The following is a 16,285-nucleotide window of genomic DNA, read 5'->3' as shown; positions in this document are numbered from 1 at the left end:
CGCGCGATGTCTCGGCGATGTCTGAACCCGAAGTCCTGTTCTGCCTGCACTTCCTGGGCGGAAGTGCCCGAAGTTGGGAGCGTCTCGCGCGCGCCCTCGACGGGACGCCGTTGACTTGCGTGCCGGTAGACTTGCCGGGATTCGGCGACGCCGCGGACACGCCGGGCTATTCCGTCGCCGCGATGGCCGATCACGTGGCCGAGGCCATCCGCGCGCGGGCACCGGCGCGGTTCGGAATCGCCGGGCACAGCATGGGGGCCAAGGTGGCCCTGGCGCTCGCGCGCCGGGCCGAGGACGGCGAGGCGGGACTGACGGGCCTCACCGACCTCATCCTGGTCTCCGGCTCGCCGCCGAGCCCGGAGCCGATCCCGGAGGACCGGCGTGCCGAGATGCTCGCCTGGATCGACGCGGACCCCGAGACTCGGCGCCGCGAGGCCGAGGCCTTCGTGCGCGCCAACGTGGGCGACGGCCTGGATCCGGAGACCGAGGCGCGGGCGGTGGCCGACGTCCTGCGGGCCGAGCCCGCCGCCTGGAAGGCGTGGCTCGAGGAGGGCGCGAACGAGGATTGGTGCCGCCGCATCGGGATCCTGCGCACCCCGGCGCTGATCCTGGCCGGTTCCGAGGATGCGGACCTCGGGCCGGACGCGCAGCGGGCCCTCACGGTGCCCCATCTCGCGCACCATCACCTCGTCACCGTCGACGGCGTCGGCCACCTCCTGCCGCTGGAGCGCCCCGCCGCCCTGGCCGACCACCTGCGCGCCCATCTCGGCGACCGGCCACGCCGGTCCGTGGAGGCCGGCCCGGCGGTCCCGCCGGACTACGCGGCGCTGATCGCCTCCGAACGGGTGAACAGCCGCCTGCGCGGCACCCTGGCGGCGCGCGCCGCGCCGGACGATCCCGCCTATCAACCGGCGGCCCTCGACGCGGTGGAGCTCGCGATCCTGCGGGCCGCCCTCGCCCGCGCGATGCCGGTTCCGCACCTCGATCTGGCCGCCCGCCTCGACCGGCGGCTGGCATCCGGCGACGGCGATGGCTGGCGCTTCGCGGCGCTGCCGCCGGACGCGGAGGCCTACCGCGCCGCCCTGCGCACCCTCGACGCCGCCGCCCGCGTCGCCCGGGACCGCCCCTTCGTCGCCCTCGACGCGGCCGAGCAGGACGGGCTGCTCACCCTGTGCGAGCGCGCCGGGCTGAAGGTCCCGGAGAGCCTCGGTGGACGCCTCGACGCCGACCGGATGCGGTTCTGGTTCGAGGATCTCCGTGCCGACGCGGTCCGTCTCTGGCTCGGCCACCCGGCAGCGCTGGCGCGGATCGGCTTCTCGGGCATCGGTGCCGGCGGCGACCGGCCGGGCGAGATCGCCGACGACCTGCCGGGCTTCCGCGCCGTCGGGCTCGACGCGCCGGAACCCTGGGAGCCACGGGCGCTGCGGACGGAGGCGGGACGATGAACCTCGCGGGGATGCGGACCTACCGCGCGGACGAGGTCGTCGACGCGGTCGTGGTGGGGACCGGCGCGGGCGGCGCGCCGCTCCTCGCGCGCCTCGCCGCTTCGGGGCTGAAGGTCGTGGCCCTGGAGGCCGGACCGAACTTCACGCCGGAGCGCTTCGCCTTCGACGAGACGCTCGCGGACGAGATCTACTGGACCGAGGAGCGGCTGAGCGGCGGCTCGACTCCGGAAGCCTTCGGGGCGAACAACAGCGGCACCGGCGTCGGCGGCTCGACGTTGCACTGGGGCGCCTTCGTGCCCCGGGCCGACGCCCGCGACCTGCGTCTGCACACGGAGTCGGGGGAAGGTGTCGACTGGCCGCTGACCTACGAGGACCTGCTCCCGTTCTACGAGCGGGTCGAGCGGTTCCTCGGCGTCTCGGGCGCGCAGAGCTACCCGTGGGATGCCGCCCGCCGCTATCCCCTGCCCCCGGTCCCGCGCAACGGTCCGGCGCAGATCATGGCCCGGGCCTGCGAGGCCCGCGGCATCCGTTGGGCGGACGCGCCCGCCGCCGTGGTCTCGCGGGACTTCCAGTCCGAGGACGGACCGCGCCGCAACGCCTGCATCAATTGCGGCTTCTGCCACCAGGGCTGCCGCACGGGCGCCAAGGCCAGCATGGACGTGACCTACCTGCCCTACGCGGTCGCCCGCGGCGCCGAGATCCGGGCCGAGGCCTTCGTCCACGGCCTGGAGCGCGGCGCCGACGGCCGGATCACCGGCGTGGTCTACCGGCAGGACGGCGCGGAGCGGCGGCAGCGCTGCGGCGCGGTCTTCCTCTGCGCCGGGGCCGTGGAGACGCCGCGCCTGTTGCTCCATCTCGGGCTCGCCAATTCCAGCGGCCAGATCGGGCGCAACTACATGGGCCACGTGGCGACGCAGGTCTGGGGTACCTTCGACCACGAGGTGCGCATGAACCGGGGCTACCCGTCCTCGCTGATCACCGAGGACTTCGTCCGCGCCGGCGCCGACTTCGCGGGCGGCTACCTGATCCAGAGCCTCGGCGTGGTGCCGGTGACCTTCGGCAACTCGGCGGCGCGGGGGCGCGGCCTGTGGGGGCAGCCGCTCCTCGACTACCTCGACCGCTACAACCACCTCGCCGGCATCGGCATCAACGGCGAGACGCTGCCCTGCGACGCCAACGTGCTGACCCTCGCCGACGAGACCGACGCGCACGGGATGCGCAAGGCCCAGATCAGCTTCGGCTACAGCACCAATGAGAACCGCCTCAACGCGCACGCCACGAAGGTCATGCGCGGACTCTGGGAGGAGGCGGGGGCGGACGACATCTGGGTGCTGGAGCGCGTCGCCCACACCCTCGGAACCTGTCGGATGGGCCGCGACGGCTCGAGCGCCGTGGTCGACCCGCACGGCCGCAGCTTCGACATCGACAACCTGTGGATCTGCGACGGCTCGACCTTCCCGAGTTCGCTCGCGGCGAACCCGGCCCTGACCATCATGGCGCTCAGCCTGCGCAGCGCGGAGGCGTTCCTGGCCGGCGGCCCCTGAGTCGGCTCAGCCCGCGGCGACGCGCAGGTCCGCGAGCCCGCGCCGCTGGCGACCCGCCCCGTCGAAGTTCGACGGGTCCAGCCACGCCGCGAAGCCGGCGCGGACCCGCGGCCACTCGGCGTCGGTGATGGAGAACCACGCCGTGTCGCGGGAGCGGCCCTTCACCACCACGGCGTTGCGGAAGATGCCCTCGAAGGTGAAGCCGAGCCGCAGCGCCGCCGCCCGGGACGGGGCGTTGAGGCTGTCGCATTTCCACTCGTAGCGTCGGTAGCCGAGCTCGTCGAAGGCGCGGGCCATCATCAGCGCCATGGCCTCCGTGGCGGCGGGCGCCCGCTGCAGCCGCGGGCCGAAGTGGAGGTGGCCGACCTCGATCACGCCGTTGCCGGGATCGATCCGGAGATACGAGGCGATCCCGAGGGCGTCGCCGCTCGCGGGATCCAGGATCGCGTGGAACAGCGGGTCCTCGCTCGCCTGCTGCGTCGCCAGGCGCGCCCGATAAGCCTCCGCGCTCTCCGGCATCTCGTCGCCGAGATAGGTCCAGCCGCGCGTGTCGGGGGCGGCGCTGTAGGTGGCGTAGAGCGCGTCCGCGTGCGCCGCGGCGTCGAGGGGTACCAGCCGGCAGAACCGGCCCTCCATCGGCGCGCGGGGCGGACGCGGGCGCGGGCTCCAGTCCGGCAAGGCCGGGCCAATGGGCTGGCCGAAGCCGTTGAGGCGCGCGCTCACAGCCCGCTCCGCTCGGCGACTAGCCCGGCGAGACCCGCCTCGCCCTCGGCGCGCAGCCCCGCGATGACCCCGTGTCGGTCGGCCTCGGGCCTGTTCTGGCTCATCTTCCACTTCCCCTCGATCCGCGTGATCGGAATCTCGATGCCGAGGATCCCCCGGACCTGCGCGGCCACGAAGGGCGCCGGCGCGTCCGCGACCGCCCACGGCTCGGCCCGGGGCGCCTCACGCAGAGCGGTGAGGTCGGCGATCTGGCGCCCGAGCCAGTCCGCATCCTCGATCACCCGCGGCCGGCCCCAGGCGTGGACGGTGGCGTAGTTCCAGGTCGGGACCACCCGGCCGTGCTCGCTCTTGCTCGCGTACCAGCTCGGCGTGACGTAGCCCTGAGGCCCCTGGAACACGACCAGGCACTCTTCCGCCGCGGCGAGATCCTGACCCTGCGGGTTGGCGCGGGCGAGGTGCGCCCGCAGCACCCCGTGGGGACCGGCATCGTCCAGCAGGAACGGGATCGGGTTGGCCGTCAGGCCACCCGCCCCGGCGGTCACCAGCAGGCCGAGCGGGTTGGCGCGGATCAGCGCGTGCTGCGCGGCGCGGGAATCGTCCCGGAAATGCGGCGGCTGGTACATGGGCCTGTCCTGCGGCGGTCGTGCGGACCCGTGCTTGACCGTTCGGCGGTCCAGGCGAAAGGTCCAATTCTCGAACTGCGACTGGACCAATTTGCTGCATGGCCCGGGCTCCCCTGCCCCTGACGCTGACCCTCGACGCCGCGGCCGCGGCGCCACTGCACGCCCAGCTCCGGGAGGCTCTGCGCGCGGCGATCCTCGAACGCCGGCTGCCGCGCGGGGCCCGGCTCCCGGCCTCGCGGGTCCTGGCCGCCGACCTCGGCTGCGCGCGCGGCACCGTCGTCCTGGCGCTGGAGCAGCTGACCGCCGAGGGCTACCTGACGGCGCGGCCGGGCTCCGCGACGCGCGTCGCCGCGACCTTGCCGGACGACGCGCTGCCGGCGCCCGGTCCGCTCCGGCGGCCGGGCACCGAGCCGGCCCCGAACCTGTCCCGGCGGGGCACCCGCCTCGTGGCCGCGCCGCCGCGGCGCTACATGGCGGGTCCGGCGGTGCCCGACGCTTTCGCCCTCGGCCGGCCGGCCCAGGACGCCTTTCCGTTCGAGGTCTGGGGCCGCCTGCTCCAGGCCGAATGGCGCCACGGCCCGACCGAGCGGCCGGACCCGCGCGGCTCGCCGGCCCTGCGCGGCGCCATCGCCGCCTATCTGGGCCAAGCGCGCGGCGTCGCCTGCGAGGCCGACGACGTCATCGTCACCGCGGGCATCCGCCAGAGCCTGCGCCTGCTCGCCGAGCTGCTCCTGGATCCCGGCGAGGCCGCCCTGGTCGAGGAGCCCGGCTTCCCCGGCATCGCGCAGGCCCTCGCCAGCGCGGGCCTGAACCCGATCCCTGTCCCGGTCGGTCCCGGGGGCCTGTCGGTGACCCCGGCCGCCGCGCGGACGCCCGGCGCGCGGCTCGCGGTGGTGACGCCGGCCCACCATTACCCCCTCGGGCACGCCATGAGCCTGGAGAACCGCCTCGACCTCCTGGCCTGGGCCGAGGCGGTCTCGGGCTGGGTCGTGGAGGACGATTACGACGGCGCCTACCGCTATGCCGGGCGCCCGCTCGCACCCCTGCGCACCCTCGATCGCGGCGGCCGGGTGATCTACGTCGGCAGCTTCTCGAAGCTGCTGCTGCCCGCCCTCGGCCTGAGCTACCTCGTGCTGCCCCGCGGCCTCGTGGCACCCGTCAATCAGGCGCTGGCCGAGACGGGCCCCGCCCCGCCCGGGATCGGCCAGTGGGCGCTGGCGCGCTTCATCGAGGACGGACACCTCGCCGGTCATCTCCGGCGGACCCGCCGCCTCTACGCCCTGCGCCAGGAGGCGCTGATCGAGGCCGCGCGCCGCCACGCCGGGGACGTCGCGGCGGTCGCCGCCATGGAGGGCGGGATGCACGTCATCGCCCGGCCGGGACCGGCCTGGGGCCCGGCCCTGGGCGACGTGGCCGCCGCGGCGGCGCTCGGGCGCGCGGGGATCTCGGCGGTCGCGCTCTCGGCCTACCACGCCGGGCCGGCGGAGCCGGGCCTGCTCCTCGGCTACGCCGCCGTGCCGGAGCGGGCGATCGAGCCGGCCGTGCGGCGCTTGGCGGAGACCCTGCGCGGTGCGCCGGATCCCCGTCCGAACGGCCACCCTCGAGACGCGCTCAGTGCACGATCGCGCCCGTCTCCATGAACCGGTTCAGCCGCTCGATCAGCGGCGCGACCATCACCCGCTCGAGCTGCGGCAGCAATCCGCGCCGCGCGTGGGCCACGTTGGCCTCGGCCTGTTCCCGGGCGAGGCGATGCCAGCGTGCCCGGTCGTCCCGGCACGCGGCCCAGGCGCGCTCGATCGACCGGAACACGAGCGGCAGGCGCTCGGCCGGGTCGGGCACGAGGTCGTAATGGTGGTCGATCAGGCCGCCGAAGGTCTGGAAGCCCAGCTCGGACAGCCGCTCCACGGCGCGCGGCGCGCCCACCGTCACGAAGGGCAGGCCCGTCGCCGCCGCCTTGAGGGACTTCTCGGTGATCCGCTCGACGCCCGGCTCGAAGAAGTCGGTCTCCGAGATGACCGTGAGGTCGCACGCCGCGTAGGCGCGGGTGTCCAGGGTCATGACCATGTCGGTGCCCTGATCGGCATCGATCCGCCGCGCCCGGCGCGGGATCCAGCTGCCGACATCGGCGAGCAGCGGCCCGAAGGCCGCCTCGATCTCCGGCGGCGCGTGGAAGACGTTGATGCCGCCGGCCTTCGGGTTGTCCTCGCCGATGCCGTGGAAGGAGATCAGCCCGTCCCGGTCCAGCCCGCTGAGCTGGAACCAGCGGTAGAGCAGCACCCGGTGCCAGCGCAGGGCCGCGTTCTGGCAGAGGAACCGGGCCGGGCCGGCGGCGCGGGCGAAGGGCGCGTAGCCGGTGCGGTCGAGGGGATGCTGGGGGAAGAGCCGCGGACCCGCGGCGTCGTCCAGCCAGAGGGCGACCTGGAGCGGGAAGAACTCGAAGATCCAGAACCGCAGGCCCTCGCCGTAGAGGCGCTCGTAGTCGAGCCGCAGCAGCCGGTTCTGCGTGACCAGGATCACCCGCTCGCGCGGGATCGCGCGTTCTTCGAGGTTCCGGTGCAGTGCCTCGAAGGTCGGCGCGTGCAGGCCCGGCCCCTCGTTCGAGAGGTCGAGGAGCAGCGCGGCGCGCCCGGCGCGGAGGTTCTCGGCATCCCCCGGTTCGAGGAGGTCGAGGCGCCCGTTCGCCTCCGGGAAGCCGAGGCGCACGAAATCGAGGACCGGCAGGCAGAGGACGTGGTTCGCCGGGCCGGGTTGGGTGGTGACGGTGACCCGCTTGCCCAGCCAGCCGAGGGCCGCCGGCAGGAAGTGCCCGGCCTCGCCCCGGGGAACGAGCAGGATCTCGGACGGGACTGGCCCGGATAGGACTTGGCTCATCGTGACGCCCGCGCGGCCGGTTCGGACGCGGTCCGCCGCCGCGGGACCGCGCCGAGCCGGATAATGCCTCGGCGCGGGGGCGTCGAGGTCAGGCCGGGACCGGCTCGGCGGCGCGCACCGGGGTCGGCCCGGCCCGGTAGGCCGCCGAGGCCTCCTCGGTCCGCCAGCAGGCGACGCGGTGGCCGGGCGCGATCTCGGCGACCGGCGGCATCTCGCGGCGGCAGCGCTCCTCGGCCAGGAAGCAGCGCGGCGCGAACGGGCAGCCCGGCGGGCGGTTCGCGAGATCCGGCGGGCTGCCCGGGATGGTCTCGAGCCGCGAGCCCTTGGCGAGCGCCCCTTCCGCCCGGCTGCGCAGCAGGCCGATCGTGTAGGGGTGGTGCGGGTTCAGCACCACCTGATGCGCCGTGCCGGTCTCGACGATCTTGCCCGCGTACATCACGGCGATCCGGTCGGCGACCTCCACGGCCGCGCCGAGGTCGTGGGTGACGATCACGATCGACAGGCCGAGGTCGCGCTGCAGCTCGCGCAGGAGCAGCAGCACCTGGATCTGCACCGTGGCGTCGAGCGCCGTCGTCGGCTCGTCGGCGAGCAGCACCTGCGGCCGGCAGGCCAGCGCGAGCGCGATCATGGCCCGCTGGCGCATGCCGCCCGACATCTCGTGCGGGTAGTTGTCGAGGCGCCGCTCCGGGCTCGGGATCCGCACCCGCTCGAACAGGGCGAGCGCCCGCTTGCGGGCCTCGTCCTTGGAGATCGTCTCGTGCCGCAGGATCGCCTCGGTGATCTGCCGGCCGACCGTGTAGACCGGGTCGAAGGCGAGCAGCGGCTCCTGGAAGATCATCGAGACGTCGCCGCCGCGGAAATCGGCGAGCTGGCGCCGGGTCAGCGCCTGCACGTCCTTGCCGGCGGCCCGGATGCCGCCCTCGATCCGGCTGCGCCCCTCCGGGAACAGCCGCAGGATCGCCCGCAGGGTCACGCTCTTGCCGGAGCCGGATTCGCCGATGAGCGCCAGCGCCTGGCCGCGCTCCAGGGTCAGGTCGACGCCGTTGACGACCTGGACCTTGCCGAAGGCGACGCGCAGGTCCTTCAGGGCGACCGCGGGTTCTGAACCGGACATCGGGGTGCTCATGCTGCCAGCGCGCCCGCGGGGGCCGCGGAGTGGCCCGAGCCGGGCTGCCGGGCGAGGCAGGCGACGCGGTGCAGCGGCCGGATCGTGTCGAGGGGCGGCTCCGTCCGGCCGCAGACGTCCTCCGCCAGGGCGCAGCGCGGGTGGAAGCGGCAGCCCGCGGGCGGGTCGATCGGGTTCGGCGGGTCGCCCGCGAGCAGCGCCGCCTGGGTGCGGTTGTCGGGATCGAGCGACGGCATCGAGGCGAGCAGCGCCTCGGTGTAGGGGTGCGCCGGCGCGTCGAGCACCGTGTCGGACGGGCCGATCTCGGAGACCCGGCCAAGATACATCACCATGACCCGGTCGGAGATGAAGCGCACGACGTTGAGGTCGTGGCTGATGAAGATGTAGGTCAGGCCGAACTCGGCCTTGAGGTCGAGGAGCAGGTTCAGGACCTGCGCCTCCACCGACTTGTCCAGCGCCGAGACCGCCTCGTCGAGGAGCACCAGCCGCGGCTCCAGGGCGAGGGATCGGGCGATGTTCACCCGCTGGCGCTGGCCGCCGGAGATCTCGTGCGGGTAGCGGCCGGCGAAGCGCTTCGGCTCCAGGCCGACCCGGGCGAGCAGCCCGCGGGCGCGCTCCACCGCCTCCCGGGCGGGCACGCCGTTGACCTTCGGGCCGAAGGCGATCGACTGCTCGACGGTCATGCGCGGGTTGAGCGACGCGTAGCTGTCCTGGAACACCATCTGGGCCTGGCGGCGGTAGGACCGCCAGGGCATGGCGCGCTCGCCGACCGCTTGGCCGTCGTACAGCAGCGTGCCGGAATCGCGCTCGATGAGGCCCATCAGCAGCTTCGCGGTGGTCGACTTCCCGCAGCCGGACTCGCCGACGATGCCGAGCGTCTCGCCCTTCAGGACGTCGAAGTCGACGCCGTCGACCGCGCGGACCACCTGGCGCTTGCCGCCGGCCTTGCGGACCGGGAAGTGCTTCACGAGGCCCGAGACCGAGAGGAGCGGCTGGGCGGGTCCGCCGCGGTCGCGGGCGAACGGGTCGGGGGCGTCCGGGATGACGCTCACTGGCGAATCTCCATGGCGGACCGGAGGCCGTCCGAGAACAGGTTGAAGGCGATCGAGACGATGAAGATGCAGACGCCCGGGAGGGCGGCCACGACCGGGTTGACGTAGATCGCCGTGCGCAGGGTGTTGAGCATTAGGCCCCATTCGGGCTCGGGCGGCCGCACGCCGAGGCCGAGGAAGGACAGGCCGGAGGCCAGGATCATCGACACCGAGATCAGGCTGGTCGCGTAGACGAAGATCGGCCCGACGACGTTGCCGAGCACCTGCACGCGCATGATCGTCAGGGCCGAGGCGCCCGACAGCTTGGCGGCGTCGATGTAGTCGCGCTTGCGGATGCCCGTGGTGACGCTCTCGGCGACGCGGGCGATCTGGGGCACGAACACGCAGGTCAGCGACACGATCGAGTTGAAGATGCCGGCGCCGAGCGCGCCGGACAGCGCGATCGCCAGCAGCACCGACGGGAAGGCGAAGAACACGTCGATGGTGCGCATCAGGATCGTGTTGGTCCAGCCGCCGACGTAGCCGGCGAGGATCCCGATCCCGGAGCCGATCACGAAGGCGATCAGCACCGGGGTGACGCCGATGAACAGCGACAGCCGCGAGCCCAGCATCAGCCGGCTGATCATGTCGCGGCCGAGCTCGTCCGAGCCCAGCCAGTAGGTGGCGTCGCCCACGTGCTTGAGGCGGCGCAGCATGGAGCCCTTGTAGGGGTCCATGGGCGTGATCCAGGGCGACAGGATCGCGATCAGCACGACGATCAGGATCACGGCGCCCGCGCCCATGGCGACGGGGTCGCGCACGAGCCGGTGGCCGACATGGCCCCAGAAGCCCCGCGACGGGGCGAAGGCGGCCTCGGGCCCGTGGGCCACGTCCTCGGCGGCGAGCACGCCGCCGTCGAGGGCGACGGAGGCCGCGGTGACGGGAGCGGTCATCATCGGGCTCCGGCTCAGGCGCGCTCGATGCGCGGGTCGAGGGCGGTCTGCATCACGTCCACCAGCAGGTTGAGGACCACGAAGAACATCGCCAGCACGAGGATCGAGCCCTGGAGCAGGGGCAGGTCGCGCTGGAAGATCGCGGCGTTGAGGAGGAAGCCGGTGCCGGGCCACGCGAACACGGTCTCGACCAGGATCGAGCCGCCCAGCAGGTAGCCGAGCTGCAGGCCCATGATGGCGAGCGCCGTCGGGGCGGCGTTGCGCACGACGTGGCGGAACACGCCGCGCTCGTCCATGCCTTTGGCGCGCAGGGCCTCGACGAAGTCCTGGGACAGGATGTCGGCCACGAGCGCCCGGACCGTGCGGGCGATGATGCCCATGGGGATCACCGACATCGTGATCGCCGGCAGGATCAGGTAGCGCAGGTGCTCGAAGTCGGGGCGCCAGTTGCTGGAGCCGTCGGGCCCGGCCCCGGTGGGCGGCAGCCAGCCGAGATTGGCCGAGAACACGATCACCAGGACCATGCCGAGCCAGTAATGCGGCACGCTCACGCCGAAGACCGACACGGCGGAGGCCGCGCGGTCGGCCACCGAGTTGCGGTGATAGCCCGCCACGAAGCCGAACAGGGTGCCGAAGGTGAAGCCGATCACGGTCGCCACGGAGGCGAGGATCAGCGAGTTCACCACGGCGCGGCTGACCTCGCCGAGCACCGGCCGGCCGGTGGCGATGGAGGTGCCGAGATCGCCGTGCAGCACGTGCCAGAGCCAGATCAGGTACTGGACCGGCAGGGGCTTATCGAAGCCGTAGGCGGCCCGCATCTCGTCGATGGTGGCCTGGGTGGCGTCGGCGGGCAGGACCGCGCTGAGGGGATCCCCCGGCGCGAGGTGGACGAGGAGGAAGCAGACGACGCTGACCCCGAACGCCACGGGCGTCACGTAGACCAGCCGTTTGAGGATGTAGAGCAGCATTCAAGGCCCTGTTGTCACGCCCGACCGTAAGGGCTCTCCTCCCCGCGCGAGGGAGGAGAGCCGCGTCTCGCTACCGTCCCGCGGTCGCCATCGTAATCTTCGAGAAATCCTGGAACCAGTTCTGCGCCTGGACGAAGCCCTTCACCTTGGGGCTCATCGCCCGCGGATTGACGTCGTGCGTGATCATGACGAACAGCGCGTCGTCGACGTACTTCTCGTGAACTTTTTCCAGGACTTTCGTCTGCTCGGCCTTGTCGAAGGTGTTGCGGACCTGATCGAACAGCTTGTCCATCGCCGGGTCGCAGTAATAGCCCCAGTTCGTGCCGTTCGGCGGAGCGAAATTGCACTGCAGGTGGCGGATGAAGCCGGTGAACGGGTCCTGGATGAAGTAGGAATAGTTGATCGCCGAGACGCCGCGGGAGATGTCGGCCTTGGCGCCGGCCCGCCAGATGTTGATGAGGGTGTTCCACTCCACGACCTCGTAGTCGACCTGGATCCCCACGTCGGCGAGGTTCTGCTGGACGAACTCGTTCATCGGAAGCGGCTGCATCTGGCCCGAGCCGGAGGCCGAGATCGCGACCTTGATCTTCAGGGGCTTGGCCGGGCTGTAGCCGGCCTCGGCCAGCAGCTTCTTGGCGGCCTCCGGATCGTACTTGATGTCGAAGGTCGGGTGGCCGAACCACTGGTGGCCGGGCGGCATGAAGCCCTTGGCGGGGATGGCGAGGCCGCCGAGCAGCTCCTTCAGGCCCTCGCGGTCGATGGCGAGGTTCGCCGCCTTGCGGACGCGGATGTCGTTCCAGGGCGAGCCCTCGACCCGCGACAGATGCCACGTCCAGTTGTGCGGGTAGGCGTTGGTGACGATGGTGAAGCCGGCGCTCTTGAGCGAGGCCACGGCATCCGGCGCGGGCGCCTCGATCCAGTCCACCTGACCGGAGCGCAGGGCCGCGGTCCGGGCATTGGCCTCCGGCAGCGGGATCAGCACGAGCTTGTCGAGCTTCGGGACGCGGTCCTTGTCCCAGTACTCCTTGAACGGGACCATCTCGGCGCGCTCGCGCGGGGCGAACAGGGTCAGCTTCCACGGGCCGGTGCCCGAGGGCTGCTTGGCGAAGGCGTCCCAGGACTTGCCGAGCTTCTCCCACTGGGCCGGCGACGACATCATGATCCAGGCGATCTGGTAGGGCAGCGTCGCGTCGGGGGCCTTGGTGGTGATCTCGACGGTCAGCGGGTCGACCGCGCGGTAGCTCGCGACCGCCGGGATGCGGGTCTTGCCCTGCGCGGACTGGCGCGGGTCGTATTGCGGCGCGTCGGCCTTCAGGAGCTTGTCGAGGTTCCAGACCACCGCGTCGGCGGTGAAGTCCGAGCCGTCGTGGAATTTCACGCCCGGCCGGAGCTTGAAGGTCCACTTGGTCTTGTCGGCGGCGTCGACGCCCCAGCTCGTGGCGAGGCCGGGCACGAGGTCGGAGGCCAGCTCGGCGCTCGACAGGTCCCAATTGATGAGCCCGTCATAGACCGTGTAGCCCATGAACCGCATGCCCTCGCCGCCGTTGTCGGTCTGGCCGGTGGTCAGCGGGATGTCGGAGGCGGTCATGCCGATCCGCAGCGTCCCCTGCGCGAGGGCAGCGGTGCTCGCGGAGAGCGCCAGGGCGCCGGCCAGCGCCGCACGGGCGCCGAGTTTTCTCAGACGGGACAGCATCTTGGGTCGGGTACTCGCGTTGGTCCGCGCCAGACGGCACGGAATACGCTCGACCTTATGCAAGCCCGCGGCCACACGCCCCGCCGCGGGGGCGCGGGCCGGTTGCGCCTACGCGGCGTCGATCAGGCTCACGTGGGCGGCGACCACCCGCCAGCCCTCCGGGAAGCGCGCCCAGGTCTGGCTCTGGCGGCCGATCTTGCCCGGCGCGCTGGCGCGGGTGAACAGCGTCATCGCGGTGGCGAAGTCGCGCCCGTAGGTCGTGATCTGCGTCTGCGCCAGGGTCCTCTCCAGGCCCACCGGGGAGCGGGCCCGGCGGAAGGCGCGGATCGCGTCCATGCCGTAGAGGTTCTCGCCGATCCCGTAGCGGACGGTCAGCGGATCGTCCCGGAACAGCGCCTCCAGGGTGGGGACGTCGTTGGTGGTCAGCGCCGTCTCGTAGGCCCGGAACGCGGCCTCGACTTCGGCCTTCACGGCGGGATCGTCGATGATCATCGGGCAAGCTCCGCGACGGGCGACGCGCTGACGCCCATTCGTTCGAGGTGGTGCGCCACGCGCAAGGCGAGATCCTCGCGCCAGGGGGCGGCGATGACCTGGACCCCCAGCGGCAACCCGGCGTCGAGCCGGATCGGCGCCGCCACGACCGGGAGGCCGATGAAGGAGATCGGCTGCGTGAAGACCCCGATATTGGCGCGCACCGGCAGCGTCACGCCGTCGAGGACGAAGTGGGTCTGGCCGCCCCGCGGGGCGCGGCAGGGCGTGGCCGGGGCCAGGATCACGTCGACGGTCTCGAACAGCGCGAGCACCCGCGCCCGGTACCAGCGGCGGAAGCGCTGCGCCCGCTCCACGTGGGGCGCCGGGATCATCGCCCCGGCGATCAGCCGGTCGCGCACCGCCGGGTCGAAATCCTGCGGCCGGGTGCGGAGACGGTCGAGGTGGAGCGTCGCGCCCTCGGCCGCGGTGATCAGGTAGGCGGCCGCGCGGGCGCGGTGCGCCTCCGGCAGCTCGACCGTGCGCCGCGCGCCCAGGGCCTCGGCCGCGCGCGCCACCGCCGCGAAGGCCTCCGGATCGCCGCCGCGGGCGAAATAGCCGCCGGCCACCGCGACGCGCAGCCCGTCCAGGCCCGCGTCGAGCCCGGGCAGGACCGGCTCGGCCGGGCGGAGCGTCGCCACCGGATCGTCCGGATCGGGACCCTGCATGGCGTCGTAGGCGAGCGCGAGGTCGGTCACGCTCCGCGCCATCGGCCCGAGATGATCGAGGCTGCCCACGAACGGGAAGCTCCCGGCCCGCGACAGGCGGCCGTAGGTCGGCTTGAGGCCGAAGCAGCCGCAGAAGGCGGCCGGGACGCGGATCGAGCCGTTCGTGTCGGAGCCCAGGGTCAGGGGCACCATCCCGGCGGCGAGGGCCGCGCCCGAGCCGCCCGACGAGCCGCCGGTCATGTGATCCAGGGCGTGCGGGTTGTGGGCGTCGCCGTCGTGGATGTTCTCGCCGGTGAAGTCGTAGGCGTACTCGCCCATGTTGAGGGCGCCCACGAGGATCGCCCCCGCGGCCTCCAGGCGCCGGACCAGGGCGCCGTCCCGCTCGGCCGGCGGCCGCTCCCGGTTGATCTTCGATCCGGCGCGGGTGGGCAGGCCGTCGATGTCGATCAGATTCTTCACCGCGAAGGGCACGCCGGCCAGCGGGCCCGGCGGCGACCCGTTCCGCAGCGCCGCGTCCTGCGCGTCGGCCCGGGCCAGGGCGCGGGCGGACAGCACGTCGGTGAAGGCGCCGACCCGGCCGTCCAATCGGCCGATCCGGTCGAGCGCCGCCGCGACGACCTGGCGCGCGGTGGTTCGACCCTCCGCGATCGCTGCGGCGATCGTGGCGGCCGTCGCGGGGCTGCTCGCGCTCACGCTTCGAACCTCGGCGCCGCGTCGATCTCGTCGGCGAGCGGGAAGGCCTCCACCAACTCGGCCGCGGCGGCCAGGACGCGCAGGTTCGCGGTCACCGGCGCGATCCAAGCCGGATCGAGGGTGAGGCCGAGAAGGGCCGCCGCGGCCGCGGCGTAGCTCTCGGGTTCGTACGGGGGGGATGTCTCGGGCATGGCGTTCCTCAAGCCGACCGCACGGGTGGCGATCGATCGCGGCTAGCAGGCCCCGTGCCGCGAGCGCCCCGGCGCCTCCGCCCGCCGGCCGGGCGATCTGCCCAGAGCGTAGGCAGTTTCCCGGGTGCTGGCGATCGATTCGAAGGGCTTCACGGCACGTGCACAGAAAATAGGCTGTGGCGGATGGGCAGATCCTGGGCAGATGGTCGCCCCTGGGCGGGAGCCGGGCCGGGGCCGGGCGTCGGGGGAACCACGAGGAATACTCTGTCGAATTTGCAGGTCTGCTTTGTGATGGAAGTATAGGTCCATCCCTCAGCCATTGGTTCGGCGCTCGCCGGGCTGCGGCGCGCGTCGCTCGGCCAGGATGCACCCGCGGGGACCCGCCGGCGAATCTTGTCGTCGTCCCGTGCGCGACCTATCTGCCGCGTGCAGCGAAGTCCTCGGGGCGGATGCGGTCCAGGGCAGCGGGCCTCGGCCAGACGCCGGTCTGAGGTTTTTGCGCATCGCCGGCCAGGACTCTTACAGAGAGGGCCGGGATTGTCGCTGTGCCGGCCGCCTGCGCAGGTCTCGCCGATTGCATCTCGCGTGAAGCTCTGATTAAGGGCTTTGCGATCTTCGAACAATGGTCCGACCCGAGCGTTCAGACGCAGGCGAACGCTCGGGTCGGACCATCGGTACAGCCGGTGGATCGGTGCGGTTCCGGGGCGCGGGGATGGCGTCGGAACCTGCAGACTCAGTACGTGCCCGGCCCCGCCGGATGTCCCCGCGACACGCGAGACGTACCCAACTGAGAAAGGTCAGATGAGCGCATTCGACTACAGGAATTTCGACGACCGTCGCCAGAACTCGCAGAACGCCAAGGCCGCCCTGCTGGCCAAGTTCAAGGCACGCCCCGCGGCCGATGACCCCGAGGTGATCGCCAAGGCCAAGGCCCGCGCCGAAGTGGCCAAGGCCCGCGAGGAGCGCTCCCGCGAGCGCGAGGCCGCCCGGATCGCCGCCGAGCGCAAGGCCGCCGAGGAGAAGCGTCAGCGGGAGGAGGCGGAACTCGCCGCCCAGCTCGCCCGCGAGGCCGCCGAGCTGGCCGCCGCGCAGGAGCGCAAGTCGGCCGACCTGGCCGCCAAGAAGGCCCAGCGCGACGCGCGCTACGCGGCCCGCAAGGCGAAGGTGAAGACCAAGCGCTGAGCCCCGGCCGTCGGCTCCCCCGAGCATCGGACGCCCACGACGCCCG

General features: G+C 72.8%; 15 protein-coding genes. 4 read left to right on the top strand and 11 right to left on the bottom strand.

What is annotated here, in order from left to right; all coding sequences use genetic code 11:
- The first annotated feature begins 17 nt into the window (after positions 1-17).
- Complete coding sequence (locus tag J3A75_RS07260; protein ID WP_063111571.1) at positions 18-1,445, top strand: alpha/beta hydrolase; 1,428 nt, start codon at positions 18-20, stop codon at positions 1,443-1,445.
- Positions 1,442-2,989 (top strand): GMC family oxidoreductase, encoded by a 1,548-nt coding sequence (locus J3A75_RS07255; RefSeq protein WP_058607335.1) that lies wholly within the window; start codon positions 1,442-1,444, stop codon positions 2,987-2,989. The genes J3A75_RS07260 and J3A75_RS07255 overlap by 4 nt, the downstream gene beginning before the upstream one ends.
- Before the next feature lie 6 nt (positions 2,990-2,995).
- On the opposite strand, the gene J3A75_RS07250 is transcribed toward J3A75_RS07255, so the two are convergent.
- Complete coding sequence (locus tag J3A75_RS07250) at positions 2,996-3,712, bottom strand: GNAT family N-acetyltransferase (RefSeq protein WP_012317670.1); 717 nt, start codon at positions 3,710-3,712, stop codon at positions 2,996-2,998.
- Positions 3,709-4,335, bottom strand: coding sequence for an FMN-binding negative transcriptional regulator (locus J3A75_RS07245; RefSeq protein ID WP_012317669.1), 627 nt, complete (start codon positions 4,333-4,335; stop codon positions 3,709-3,711). The genes J3A75_RS07250 and J3A75_RS07245 overlap by 4 nt, the downstream gene beginning before the upstream one ends.
- 98 nt (positions 4,336-4,433) lie before the next feature.
- Here J3A75_RS07245 and J3A75_RS07240 point away from each other — a divergent pair, with 98 nt between their 5' ends.
- Positions 4,434-5,975 carry a PLP-dependent aminotransferase family protein gene (locus J3A75_RS07240; RefSeq protein ID WP_029360678.1) on the top strand — a complete coding sequence of 514 codons (1,542 nt, stop codon included), beginning with the start codon at positions 4,434-4,436 and terminating at the stop codon, positions 5,973-5,975.
- On the opposite strand, the gene J3A75_RS07235 is transcribed toward J3A75_RS07240, so the two are convergent.
- The 9 genes from J3A75_RS07235 to J3A75_RS07195 all read right to left on the bottom strand — a co-directional run bounded on the left by J3A75_RS07235 (position 5,947) and on the right by J3A75_RS07195 (position 15,057).
- The gene (locus J3A75_RS07235; RefSeq protein ID WP_209649874.1) at positions 5,947-7,206 is read right to left on the bottom strand and encodes a hypothetical protein; all 1,260 of its coding nucleotides are present in this window, start codon (positions 7,204-7,206) and stop codon (positions 5,947-5,949) included. The genes J3A75_RS07240 and J3A75_RS07235 overlap by 29 nt on opposite strands.
- 88 nt (positions 7,207-7,294) lie before the next feature.
- Positions 7,295-8,320 carry an ABC transporter ATP-binding protein gene (locus J3A75_RS07230; RefSeq protein WP_209649872.1) on the bottom strand — a complete coding sequence of 342 codons (1,026 nt, stop codon included), beginning with the start codon at positions 8,318-8,320 and terminating at the stop codon, positions 7,295-7,297.
- A gap of 8 nt (positions 8,321-8,328) precedes the next feature.
- Positions 8,329-9,384, bottom strand: coding sequence for an ABC transporter ATP-binding protein (locus J3A75_RS07225; RefSeq protein WP_012317665.1), 1,056 nt, complete (start codon positions 9,382-9,384; stop codon positions 8,329-8,331).
- Positions 9,381-10,316 carry an ABC transporter permease gene (locus J3A75_RS07220; protein WP_012317664.1) on the bottom strand — a complete coding sequence of 312 codons (936 nt, stop codon included), beginning with the start codon at positions 10,314-10,316 and terminating at the stop codon, positions 9,381-9,383. The genes J3A75_RS07225 and J3A75_RS07220 overlap by 4 nt, the downstream gene beginning before the upstream one ends.
- A 14-nt stretch (positions 10,317-10,330) precedes the next feature.
- Positions 10,331-11,284, bottom strand: a complete 954-nt coding sequence (locus J3A75_RS07215; protein ID WP_012317663.1) for an ABC transporter permease — start codon at positions 11,282-11,284, stop codon at positions 10,331-10,333.
- Between the two features lie 70 nt (positions 11,285-11,354).
- Positions 11,355-12,977 (bottom strand): ABC transporter substrate-binding protein, encoded by a 1,623-nt coding sequence (locus J3A75_RS07210; protein WP_012317662.1) that lies wholly within the window; start codon positions 12,975-12,977, stop codon positions 11,355-11,357.
- 108 nt (positions 12,978-13,085) lie between these two features.
- A complete protein-coding gene (gene hpxZ, locus J3A75_RS07205; protein WP_024831028.1) occupies positions 13,086-13,469 on the bottom strand; it encodes an oxalurate catabolism protein HpxZ in 384 nt (127 codons plus the stop codon).
- Positions 13,466-14,866 carry an AtzE family amidohydrolase gene (locus J3A75_RS07200; protein WP_029360680.1) on the bottom strand — a complete coding sequence of 467 codons (1,401 nt, stop codon included), beginning with the start codon at positions 14,864-14,866 and terminating at the stop codon, positions 13,466-13,468. Before J3A75_RS07200 ends, hpxZ begins: the two co-directional genes overlap by 4 nt.
- Positions 14,863-15,057, bottom strand: a complete 195-nt coding sequence (locus tag J3A75_RS07195; protein ID WP_012317659.1) for an AtzG-like protein — start codon at positions 15,055-15,057, stop codon at positions 14,863-14,865. Before J3A75_RS07195 ends, J3A75_RS07200 begins: the two co-directional genes overlap by 4 nt.
- A gap of 801 nt (positions 15,058-15,858) precedes the next feature.
- Between J3A75_RS07195 and J3A75_RS07190 the strand changes: the two genes are divergently transcribed.
- Complete coding sequence (locus tag J3A75_RS07190) at positions 15,859-16,239, top strand: DUF6481 family protein (protein ID WP_012317658.1); 381 nt, start codon at positions 15,859-15,861, stop codon at positions 16,237-16,239.
- The last annotated feature ends 46 nt before the right edge of the window (positions 16,240-16,285 follow it).

This window comes from Methylobacterium sp. PvP105, assembly GCF_017876975.1.
GTDB lineage: Bacteria > Pseudomonadota > Alphaproteobacteria > Rhizobiales > Beijerinckiaceae > Methylobacterium > Methylobacterium radiotolerans.
The sequence above is the reverse complement of the archived record's forward strand: the minus strand, read 5'-3'. Positions and strand labels throughout refer to the sequence as shown.

Excerpts from the sequence above, each read along its gene's own strand:
- J3A75_RS07260 (WP_063111571.1), top strand. The coding sequence starts at position 18 with ATGTCTGAACCCGAAGTCCTGTTCTGCCTGCACTTCCTGGGCGGAAGT.
- J3A75_RS07255 (WP_058607335.1), top strand. The coding sequence starts at position 1,442 with ATGAACCTCGCGGGGATGCGGACCTACCGCGCGGACGAGGTCGTCGAC.
- J3A75_RS07245 (WP_012317669.1), bottom strand. The coding sequence starts at position 4,335 with ATGTACCAGCCGCCGCATTTCCGGGACGATTCCCGCGCCGCGCAGCAC.
- J3A75_RS07240 (WP_029360678.1), top strand. The coding sequence starts at position 4,434 with ATGGCCCGGGCTCCCCTGCCCCTGACGCTGACCCTCGACGCCGCGGCC.
- J3A75_RS07235 (WP_209649874.1), bottom strand. The coding sequence starts at position 7,206 with ATGAGCCAAGTCCTATCCGGGCCAGTCCCGTCCGAGATCCTGCTCGTT.
- J3A75_RS07230 (WP_209649872.1), bottom strand. The coding sequence starts at position 8,320 with ATGTCCGGTTCAGAACCCGCGGTCGCCCTGAAGGACCTGCGCGTCGCC.
- J3A75_RS07220 (WP_012317664.1), bottom strand. The coding sequence starts at position 10,316 with ATGACCGCTCCCGTCACCGCGGCCTCCGTCGCCCTCGACGGCGGCGTG.
- J3A75_RS07215 (WP_012317663.1), bottom strand. The coding sequence starts at position 11,284 with ATGCTGCTCTACATCCTCAAACGGCTGGTCTACGTGACGCCCGTGGCG.
- J3A75_RS07210 (WP_012317662.1), bottom strand. The coding sequence starts at position 12,977 with ATGCTGTCCCGTCTGAGAAAACTCGGCGCCCGTGCGGCGCTGGCCGGC.
- hpxZ (WP_024831028.1), bottom strand. The coding sequence starts at position 13,469 with ATGATCATCGACGATCCCGCCGTGAAGGCCGAAGTCGAGGCCGCGTTC.
- J3A75_RS07195 (WP_012317659.1), bottom strand. The coding sequence starts at position 15,057 with ATGCCCGAGACATCCCCCCCGTACGAACCCGAGAGCTACGCCGCGGCC.
- J3A75_RS07190 (WP_012317658.1), top strand. The coding sequence starts at position 15,859 with ATGAGCGCATTCGACTACAGGAATTTCGACGACCGTCGCCAGAACTCG.